This is a genomic window from Geofilum rhodophaeum, from assembly GCF_002210225.1.
Lineage (GTDB): Bacteria > Bacteroidota > Bacteroidia > Bacteroidales > Marinilabiliaceae > Geofilum > Geofilum rhodophaeum.
Genome location: NZ_MWUJ01000073.1, coordinates 1 through 884, shown reverse-complemented (window position 1 = coordinate 884; position 884 = coordinate 1). Strand labels below are relative to the sequence as shown.

Annotated in this window: 1 pseudogene; it reads right to left on the bottom strand. The window is 42.0% G+C overall.

The features are described 5' to 3' along the window. Nucleotides 1-753: pseudogene (locus B4W65_RS17095) on the bottom strand (IS3 family transposase); the annotation flags it as partial. Nucleotides 754-884: the final 131 nt, after the last annotated feature.

Sequence of the window (884 nt, the reverse complement as noted above, 5' to 3'; positions counted from 1 at the left end):
ATTTAGTGACTTGTGTGGATGGTATTCATTGTAATCATCTATCCATTCCGCTGCTAGCTGACGAACTTGGTTTAGGTTATTAAACAGGTATGCATCAAGTATATCCTCTCTAAAAAATCGGTTAAATCTTTCGATATATGCGTTTTGAGTAGGTTTTCCTGGTTGTATATGTTTTATCCTGATTTTGTTTTCTTCTGCCCATTGTAGAAGGGCATTCGAGATGAACTCGGGACCATTGTCAACACGTATTTCCATTGGTTTTCCGCGCCAGAAGATGACCTCCTCTAACGTTTGTATTACCCGTTCAGCTGGCAATGAAAAATCGGGTTCGATGGCCAAGGCTTCTCTGTTATAATCATCCATAATGTTTAAGACACGAAAACGGCGACCATAAATCAGGCTATCACTCATGAAGTCCATCGACCAGGTATGATTGATTCCTGTTGGCTGTTGTAGCCATTCTTTTGTGCGAGCCGGAAGCCTTCTTTTTCGCTTCCTGCGTAGGTTCAATTGCATCATGCGATAGACTCTCAACACCCGTTTGCGGTTCCACTTAAGGCCTTCGTTTCGGATTCGTCCATAATATTCATCAAAGCCGCGTGTTGGTAATTTTTCGGCCATTTTATCTAACTTTTTAACAACCTCACTATCATCTCGTTTGCTTTCGTAGTACCACATGGAACGGTGCAATCCTGTTAATCGACACGCCCTGCCGATGCTGATGGAATATGAGGACACCAAGTATTCTGCTCGTTCTTTTTTCTCGCAGGGCTTTAAAGCTTTTTTCCGAGGAGGTCCTTTAACATTAAATTATCCAAGCTCTGATCTGCATACATTTGCTTTAGTTTGCGATTCTCTGCTTCAAGCTCCTTTAGTCGCTTTAA